We start from the raw sequence: 7,686 nt of genomic DNA on the forward strand, positions 1-7,686 counted from the left end.
CATCGAGGACCCCATGCGCTCGCCTTTCACCGACCGTGCCGGCCGCTTCTCCTGGCTGAAGACTGTGGTCTTCGTCCTGCTGCTGCTGCCCGGCCTCTGGTATGGCGGGCGGCTGCTGGCCGGCGATCTGGGTGCCGACCCGGTGCAGACCTTCCAGCGCGCCATCGGGCTGTGGACGCTGTATTTCCTGGTCATCGGCCTGGCGATCACGCCGCTGAAGCGGGTTTTGCGCTGGCCGCAGCTGGTCCTGGTGCGCCGGATGATCGGCGTCGCGGCCGCCACCTATGTGCTGATCCACCTGACCGGCTACGCCGCCACCCAGCATTTCGATCTGGGCTTCGTGGCATCGGAGATCGTCAAGCGCCTGTACCTGACCATCGGCTTCCTGGCGCTGCTGGGGCTGATGCCGCTCCTGGCGACCTCGACCGATGCCATGATCAAGCGCCTGGGCGGCAAGCGCTGGCAGCGGCTGCACCAGCTGGTCTACCCGATCGTGGTGCTGGGGCTGGTGCATGGGGTGATGCAGTCGAAGGTCGACGTCGCCATCCCGACCATGCTGGCCGGCTTCACCATCTGGCTCCTGGTCTGGCGCGTGCTGGACGCCCGCCTGGGCCGCGGCGACGGGCTGCCGCTGTGGATGCTGGCCGCCCTGTCGGTGGTCACCGCCCTGGTCACGGCCGGCGGCGAGGCGGCGATGTACGGGCTGTTCACCGGCATCGACCCGATGCGGGTGCTGCGCGCCAACCTGGTCTTCGCCTTCGGGCCCCGCCCGGCCTGGATCGTGCTGGCCGCCGGCTTGGCCGTCACCGTGCTGGCCGGGCTGCGCCGGCTGCAAAAGAGCAAGGCCCGCCGGCCAGCCCTGGCCTAGGGGCCATCGCAGGACGGCGGGGCGGCACGTTCAGTGGGCAAGATCGAGCACGCTCTGCTCCAAGGTTCCCTTGGCGGTGCAGGTCAGCTCGCGATCCGAACCGGACGAGAAGGTGCCGCTTTGCCCCGAATCGAAGGAGACCGAGTCGGTGGCAGTCTGCGGGATTTGGCCACCGACGCTCTGCACGGTGACGCTCCGCGTCAGCACATATCTCGTATTGGCCGTGATCCGGGTCGACTTCGGCCCCTGCCGCTCGACGATGATGTTGACCCGCCCTTCCAGATTCATCTTGCGATCTAGGAAGTACAGGCCATCTGACATCACCTCGTATGACTGCTGAGCCTTGGCTCCCGGGAAGACGTAGGTCCGAGGACCACGCGCGTTTTTGACGTATGATGTGATCGTCCCGCAGTCCACATATCGTTCCGGGTCACCCGAATAGCTGACGTTGATGAACCCCGAATCCTTATCGAGGTTGTTGACGACAAAAAATTGCTGGCCGAGCTTCGGCACGAGCTTCTTCCACACGGCATCGGCGGATTCAGAGACCGTGATTGAATTCTGACCGGGCTGCGCCGCTTGCGGCGGCGCATAGTCCACCTTCCCCGCACAGGCGGTCGCGAGCAAAGTGGCCGCCAGAATGAGCGCGATCCGATAATGCACAACAATCCCCCTCCAAACAGATTTGAAACTATACATAGCGGCTGACTACTGCCGCGACACCGAATAAGCGGATACCACCCAAGTGACCGAAGCCTAAGCACAAGGTGAGGAATTCGTCCAGCCAGCGCAGCTTATCTATGGTCCGATGATGTTACGGCGGGCTTCCGCACCCAGATCACCGCGGCCAGCAGGGCGAACACCAGCACGCCGCCGCTGAGCGCCATTGCCAGCCGCATGCCGTCAACCGACATCCCGCCGCCGCCGATCGCGCCGAGCACGGCGACGCCGATGGCGCCGCCGGTCTGGCGCAGCGAGTTGAGCACGCCCGAGGCGATGCCGGAGCGGGCGCGGTCCACCGTCGCCAGCAGCGCCGCGGTCATCGGCGGCACGGTCAGCGCCGTGCCGCAGCCGATCAGCAGCAGCGTCCACCAGAGGCCGCCGTAGTCCGTGGCCGGGGTCAGCGCCAGGGCGAGGGCGGCGAAGCCGGCGACGGCAACGCACAGCCCCGACACCATCGGCAGCCGCGCCCCATGGCGCGCCGCGACCCGGCCGGCGAAGACGTTGATGACGGCGATCAGCCCGGTCATCGGCACGAAGGCCAGGCCGGTGAGCAGCGGCGACAGGCCGAGCGGTCCCTGGAAGTAGAGGCTGAGCAGGAAGGTCGAGCCGTAATAGCCGGCATTGAGCAGGAAGCCGATCAGCGACACCGCGGAGAACACCGGGTGGCGGAACAGGCCGAGCGGCATCATCGGCGCCGCACTGCGGGATTCGACCAGCAGGAAGCCGATGCCGGACAGCAGGAACAGCGCCACCCCGCCCAGCACCAGCGGATGGGACCAGCCCAGCGGCTCGCCCTCGATGATCGACCCGGTCAGCGCCACCAGCGCGACGATGGCCAGGACCTGGCCCGGCAGGTCGAGCGCGCGCTTGTGCCGGCCTTCGGTCTCGGTGGTGAAGCGCAGCGTCAGCCACAGGCCGACCGCGCCGATCGGCAGGTTGATCAGGAAGATGCTGCGCCAGCCGAACAGCGCGACCAGCACGCCGCCGACCACAGGCCCCGCCACCATGGCCATGCCTCCGGCCCCGGCCCAGATGCCGATCGCCCGCATCCGCTCGCCCGGGTCGTGATAGGCATGGGCGACCAGGGCCAGGGAGCAGGGCATCAGCAGCGCCCCGCCCAGCCCCTGGGCGACACGGGCCGCGATCAGCACCGTGCCGGTCGGCGCCAGGCCGCAGGCCAGCGAGGCCAGGGTGAACAGGGCGAAGCCCGTCAGATAGAGGCGCCGCGCGCCGAACCGGTCGCCCAGCGCGCCGCCGGTCAGCAGCAGGCTGGCGAAGGCCAGGGTGTAGCCGTTCACCACCCATTGCAGCGCGGCGACGCCGCCCTGCATCAGGCCCTGGATCTGGTCGAGCGCGACATTGACGACGGTGACGTCGATCTGCACCACCACGACGCCGAGGCTGAGCGCGGCAAGTCGGGCGGCACGCCGCGCGGGGGTCGCACACCGCGCCGGGGCGGCGCGGCCGGGACAAGCATCGAGAGGCATGGGCTCGCCTGGGCGGCGGGAAGGGCGTTCGGCTTCTGTTCCTAGCACGAGTCGCCCGGGCCCGCGGCCGCCATCGGCGCATCGCTGTCCCGCTTGGCGGTCAATCCGGCGCCCCTCAATCCGGCAGTTGCCCACCCAGATACAAGGTGCCGCGCGACAGGTCGGCGCCGGCCGGCAGCTCCGCCCGGGCCTGCGGCACGTGGCGCAGATAGGGCGTGACCCAGGCCAGGGTCTCGCGGCCGGGATCCTCCTGCGGCGTGCCGGCCCGCTCGGCGAAGCGGCGCGGATCCCGCAGCCCGGCCAGCGCCCGCTCCACCAGCCGCCCGAGCGCGCCGTCATGCTCCGGATAGAGGTCGACGCCATTGGCGGCCGCCAGCTCCGCGATCATCACCAGGGGCGCCGCCGCGAACAGGTGGTAGTGCAGCGCCCAGCCCCGCCGTGCCGCCTCCAGCGGCAGCATGCCGTCCTCGTCCACCTGCGCCGCGGCCAGGCGATAGCTGGCGATGCCCCAGTCCAGCAGCTCCGCCCGGCCCGCCGCGACGCCGGCCGCCGCCACGGCAAAGCCGGCCCAGTAGCGGTGGTTGTTGCGAGTGTCGGTGCGGGCGGCGCGGTCGGGGCTGTAATAGGCCAGGGTGCGGTCCGCCAAAGCGGAGAGCCAGTCCTTGATCCGGCGGCGGGTATCGGTGTCCGCGGCGTCGCGGTCGCTGCGCAGCTTCAGCCAGGACACGGCCAGCCCGCCCAGCATCCAGCCCTGGACATAGACCGACTGGCTGCCGCGGACCTCGCCCAGCAGCACCCCGTCGCGGGCGAAGCGGTCCAGCCACTGCGCGGCGCAGCGTGCGGCCGCCGGATCGCCGGTGCGGCGATAACGGTCGGCCATCGCCTCCACCTGCCCCAGCGCGTCGTGCAGCGGGGCGACCGCCGCGTCATAGGCCTGCTTGCGCGCGGGGTCGATGACCGAATGGGCGGGATCGCCGTAATAGTCGCGGACGGCGAGCCCGGCCGGCAGCGCGGGCGCATCCGGACAGGGCACGGCGGCTGGTGCGGAGGCGTCGACCGGCGGCGGCGCATCCCACGGGCCGTGCAGCACCGCCGCCCCGGCGGGGCTGCCGGCGATGAGGATGAGGCCGAAGCCGAGACACAGGAGTCGCACCATCCGGACCTCCGATCCCCCAAGACAGGATGGCCTCGGCGGCAGGGAAAAACCCTGCGCTAGACTGGCGCAGCAGCGAAAACGGAGCGATCATGGCCGCGACCCTTTATCTGATCCGGCACTGCCGGGCCGCCGGGCAGGAGCCCGAGGCGCCGCTGACGGCTGAGGGCCGCGGCTAGGCGCTGCAACTGCGCGACCGGCTGGCCGGGCTGCCGATCGCGCGCATCGTCTCCAGCCCCTTTCTGCGGGCACGGGACAGCGCCGCCCCTCTGGCCGAACGGCTGGGGCTGGCGGTGCGGATCGACGATCGGCTGGCGGAGCGGGTGCTGGCGACAGCGCCGGCCGAGGACTGGCGCGACCGGCTGCGCCGGTCCTTCGCCGACCCGGCCCTGGCCTGGCCCGGCGGCGAATCCGGCGCCGCGGCAGCCCGGCGCGGCCTGGCGGCGCTGGCCGATGCGGTGGCGGGGGCCGAGGGGGCGGTCGCGATCGTCAGCCACGGCAATCTGCTGGCCCTGCTGCTGCACAGCCTGGACGGCCGCGACGGCTTCGCCGCCTGGGCGGCCCTGAGCAACCCGGACGTGTTTCACATCGACCCCGCCGGCACGGTCCGGCGCTGCTGGAATGAGGATGACTGAGATGGAAGTGACGATCGCCGTGGAGTCGCCGGACCAGCCCGAGGTGCGGGACCTGCTGGCGCAGGCCGATCGCCGCTCGGCCGGGCTGTATCCGGAGGATGCGCGGCCCGGGCCGGACATGGCCACGCTGCTGGCGCTGCAGGTGCGCTTCCTGGTCGCCCGGCGCGGCGGCCGGGCGGTCGGCTGCGGCGGCTATGCCCCCGACGGCGACGGCGCAGCCGAGCTGAAGCGGATCTTCGTCACGGCCGAGGCCCGCGGCCTGGGCATCGGCCGCGCCCTGCTCGAAGCGCTGGAGGCCGACGCGGCCGGTGCCGGCATCCGGCTGCTGCGGCTGGAGACGGGGGTGAAATCGACCGAGGCGATCGGCCTGTACCGCCGCTTCGGCTATCGCGAGACCGGCCCCTTCGGCGCCTATGGCCCCGACCCGCTGAGCGTGTTCATGGAAAAGGCGCTGCCCCGCGGTTGAGCCTCGGAAGCGCCCCCGTGGCCAGAGGGAGCAAATCGCCCTATATTGAGGCCATGAGGAAGCCAGCACCGATCCAGCCACCGGAGGATGATCCGGAGATCGCTGCAAAGCGGGCCGCGATCCGGGAAGGCATCGCCGCGGCGGATGCCGGGCGGCTGATCCCACACGAGGAGATGCGGCGCTGGCTGCTGTCCTGGGGGACGGAAGACGAGCTGCCCCCGCCGCAGTGCAAGTAGCCTGGACCGAACCGGCCCGGCAGGACCTGGAGCGCATTCGCGCCTATGTCGCGGAGTTCAATCCCTGGGCGGCCAACCGGCTCGCGGTACAGCTGCTGGCCGCGGCTGACAGCCTCGAGCATTTTCCGCGCCGCGGTCGCCTTGGCATCGAGGCCGGTACCCGCGAACGTCTCGCCCTACGCCACGTCTATCGGATCGGCACGCGGGTCGAAATCCTCCGCATCTGGCACAGCGCCCAGAGCCGGCTCTGATCGGGCCGCACGGCACCGAGTCTGCCGGTATTTGTGCCTCACTATCGACTAGCCGGCCTCGACTAGGAAAAGACCCGCCATCCCGGGAAGGGGGATGGCGGGCCAGTCCGGACGGCGGCCCACAGAGCAACGGCCGTCGCCCTTTCGGGGAGATCAGGCCGCGGCGGCGATTGCCAGGCCCAGCCGCTCGGCCACGCCGGCGCCGTAGGCCGGGTCGGCCTTGGCGAAATGGGCAATCTGGCGGCGCTGGATCGCCTCGGGCACCGACCGCATCGATCCCGCGATATTGTCCATCAGCCGGGCGCGGGCGCCGTCATCCATCAGCCGGAACAGGTCGCCGGCCTGGCTGTAGTCATCGTTGCCGGCGCGGTGGTCGTAGCGGTCGGCGGCGCCGCGCAACGGCAGCGCCGGCTCGGCCGCCGCCGGGTCCTGCTGCGGCCCGCCGAAGCTGTTCGGCTCGTAGTTCACCGCGCCCTTGCCGTTGTCGTCGAAGCGCATCGCCCCGTCGCGCTGGTAGTTGCTGGCCACGGCGGCATGCGGCCGGTTGACCGGCAGCAGGCCGTGATTGCCGCCGAGGCGGTAGCGATGCGCGTCGCCATAGGCGAACAGCCGGCCCTGCAGCATCTTGTCCGGGCTGAAAGAAATGCCGGGCACCACATTGGCCGGGCTGAAGGCCGACTGCTCGACCTCGGCGAAGTAGTTCTGCGGGTTGCGGTTCAGCACCAGCTCGCCGATCTCGATCAGCGGATGCGCCGCATGCGGCCACACCTTGGTCAGGTCGAACGGGTCGATCGCGAAGCTCTCGGCCTCCGCCTCGGTCATGATCTGCACCGAGACTTTCCAGGCCGGGAAATCGCCGTCCTCGATCGCGGCGAACAGGTCGCGGGTGGCGTGGTCGGGGTCGATGCCGGTCATCGCCTGCGCCTGCTCGCCGGTGAAGTTCTGGATCCCCTGCCGAGTCTTGAAGTGATACTTGACCCAGACCCGCTGCCCGGCCGCGTTGATCCAGCTGAAGGTATGGCTGGAGAAGCCGTCCATGTGGCGGTAGCTGCGCGGCGTGCCGCGGTCGCTGAACAGGATGGTGAACTGGTGCAGCGTCTCCGGCGACAGCGAGGCGAAGTCCCACACCGCCGTCGGGTCTTTCAGGTTGGTGGCCGGGTTGCGCTTCTGGGTGTGGATGAAGTCCGGGAACTTCAGCGGGTCGCGGATGAAGAAGACCGGCGTGTTGTTGCCGACGATGTCGTAGTTGCCGTCCTCGGTGTACAGCTTCAGCGCGAAGCCGCGCGGGTCGCGCTCGGCATCGGCCGAGCCTTTCTCGCCGCCGACGGTGGAGAAGCGCAGGAACACCTCCGTCTCCTTGCCGACCGCGGCCAGGAACTTCGCCTGGGTCCATTTCGTCACGTCGGCGGTGACGCGGAACACGCCATAGGCCCCGGCGCCCTTGGCATGCACCACCCGCTCCGGAATGCGCTCGCGGTTGAAATGCGCCAGCTTCTCGATCAGGTGGAAATCCTGGATCAGCACCGGGCCGCGCGGGCCGGCGGTCAGAGAATTCTGGTTGTCCGGAACCGGGGCGCCGAAGGTGGTGGTCAGGGTGGTCATCAAGGGCTCCTGTCGGGCGGGGTGTCCGCCATGGGAAGAGGATTGCCGTCGCGCTTCGATCAGGGAAATCGATCGTCCTTATCGGCGCGATAAGTGAGTGCCGCGTTCGACCAGGGGCAGCAGGTCGCGGCGATGGCGGTGCAGCCGCAGCAGCAGCTCCGGCGGCAGGTCGCCCTGCACGCCGACGCGGCCGTTCTCGAGGGTGAGGCTGGCGCCGTGGCGGGCGAGGTCGGCCAGCAGCGCGTTCAGGGCCGGACGCATCACG

At 70.3% G+C, this 7,686-nt stretch carries 10 protein-coding genes; 5 read left to right on the plus strand and 5 right to left on the minus strand.

The genetic code is table 11. The features are described 5' to 3' along the window. On the plus strand, nt 1-868 hold an 868-nt coding region (locus ABDW35_RS27130), incomplete at its 5' end, for a protein-methionine-sulfoxide reductase heme-binding subunit MsrQ (RefSeq protein WP_343716973.1). A gap of 30 nt (nt 869-898) precedes the next feature. Here ABDW35_RS27130 and ABDW35_RS27135 read toward each other — a convergent pair. The 3 genes from ABDW35_RS27135 to ABDW35_RS27145 form a co-directional block, all read right to left on the minus strand. After that, nucleotides 899-1,531 carry a hypothetical protein gene (locus tag ABDW35_RS27135; RefSeq protein ID WP_343716974.1) on the minus strand — a complete coding sequence of 211 codons (633 nt, stop codon included), beginning with the start codon at nt 1,529-1,531 and terminating at the stop codon, nt 899-901. A gap of 131 nt (nt 1,532-1,662) precedes the next feature. Next, nucleotides 1,663-3,078, minus strand: a complete 1,416-nt coding sequence (locus ABDW35_RS27140) for an MFS transporter (RefSeq protein WP_343716975.1) — start codon at nt 3,076-3,078, stop codon at nt 1,663-1,665. 115 nt (nt 3,079-3,193) lie between these two features. After that, complete coding sequence (locus tag ABDW35_RS27145) at nt 3,194-4,234, minus strand: alginate lyase family protein (RefSeq protein WP_343716976.1); 1,041 nt, start codon at nt 4,232-4,234, stop codon at nt 3,194-3,196. Between the two features lie 185 nt (nt 4,235-4,419). Between ABDW35_RS27145 and ABDW35_RS27150 the strand changes: the two genes are divergently transcribed. The 4 genes from ABDW35_RS27150 to ABDW35_RS27165 are packed head-to-tail and all read left to right on the plus strand — an operon-like array spanning nt 4,420 to nt 5,819. Beyond that, nucleotides 4,420-4,866 (plus strand): histidine phosphatase family protein, encoded by a 447-nt coding sequence (locus tag ABDW35_RS27150; RefSeq protein WP_343716982.1) that lies wholly within the window; start codon nt 4,420-4,422, stop codon nt 4,864-4,866. A gap of 1 nt (nt 4,867) precedes the next feature. Continuing rightward, nucleotides 4,868-5,332: a GNAT family N-acetyltransferase gene (locus ABDW35_RS27155; protein WP_343716977.1), complete on the plus strand. Its 465-nt coding sequence runs from the start codon at nt 4,868-4,870 to the stop codon at nt 5,330-5,332. A gap of 53 nt (nt 5,333-5,385) precedes the next feature. Continuing rightward, on the plus strand, nt 5,386-5,568 hold the full coding sequence (locus ABDW35_RS27160; protein ID WP_343716978.1) for a CopG family transcriptional regulator: 183 nt from the start codon (nt 5,386-5,388) through the stop codon (nt 5,566-5,568). Further along, a complete protein-coding gene (locus tag ABDW35_RS27165; protein WP_343716979.1) occupies nt 5,559-5,819 on the plus strand; it encodes a type II toxin-antitoxin system RelE/ParE family toxin in 261 nt (86 codons plus the stop codon). Before ABDW35_RS27160 ends, ABDW35_RS27165 begins: the two co-directional genes overlap by 10 nt. A gap of 153 nt (nt 5,820-5,972) precedes the next feature. Here the strand turns inward: ABDW35_RS27165 and ABDW35_RS27170 are convergent, their stop codons facing one another. After that, complete coding sequence (locus tag ABDW35_RS27170) at nt 5,973-7,421, minus strand: catalase (protein WP_343716980.1); 1,449 nt, start codon at nt 7,419-7,421, stop codon at nt 5,973-5,975. Nucleotides 7,422-7,499: 78 nt separating this feature from the next. Then, nucleotides 7,500-7,686 (minus strand): hypothetical protein (locus ABDW35_RS27175; protein ID WP_343716981.1); only part of this gene is annotated, 187 nt, incomplete at its 5' end.

Origin of the sequence: Inquilinus sp. (assembly GCF_039594555.1) — a bacterium.
Taxonomy (GTDB): domain Bacteria; phylum Pseudomonadota; class Alphaproteobacteria; order DSM-16000; family Inquilinaceae; genus Inquilinus.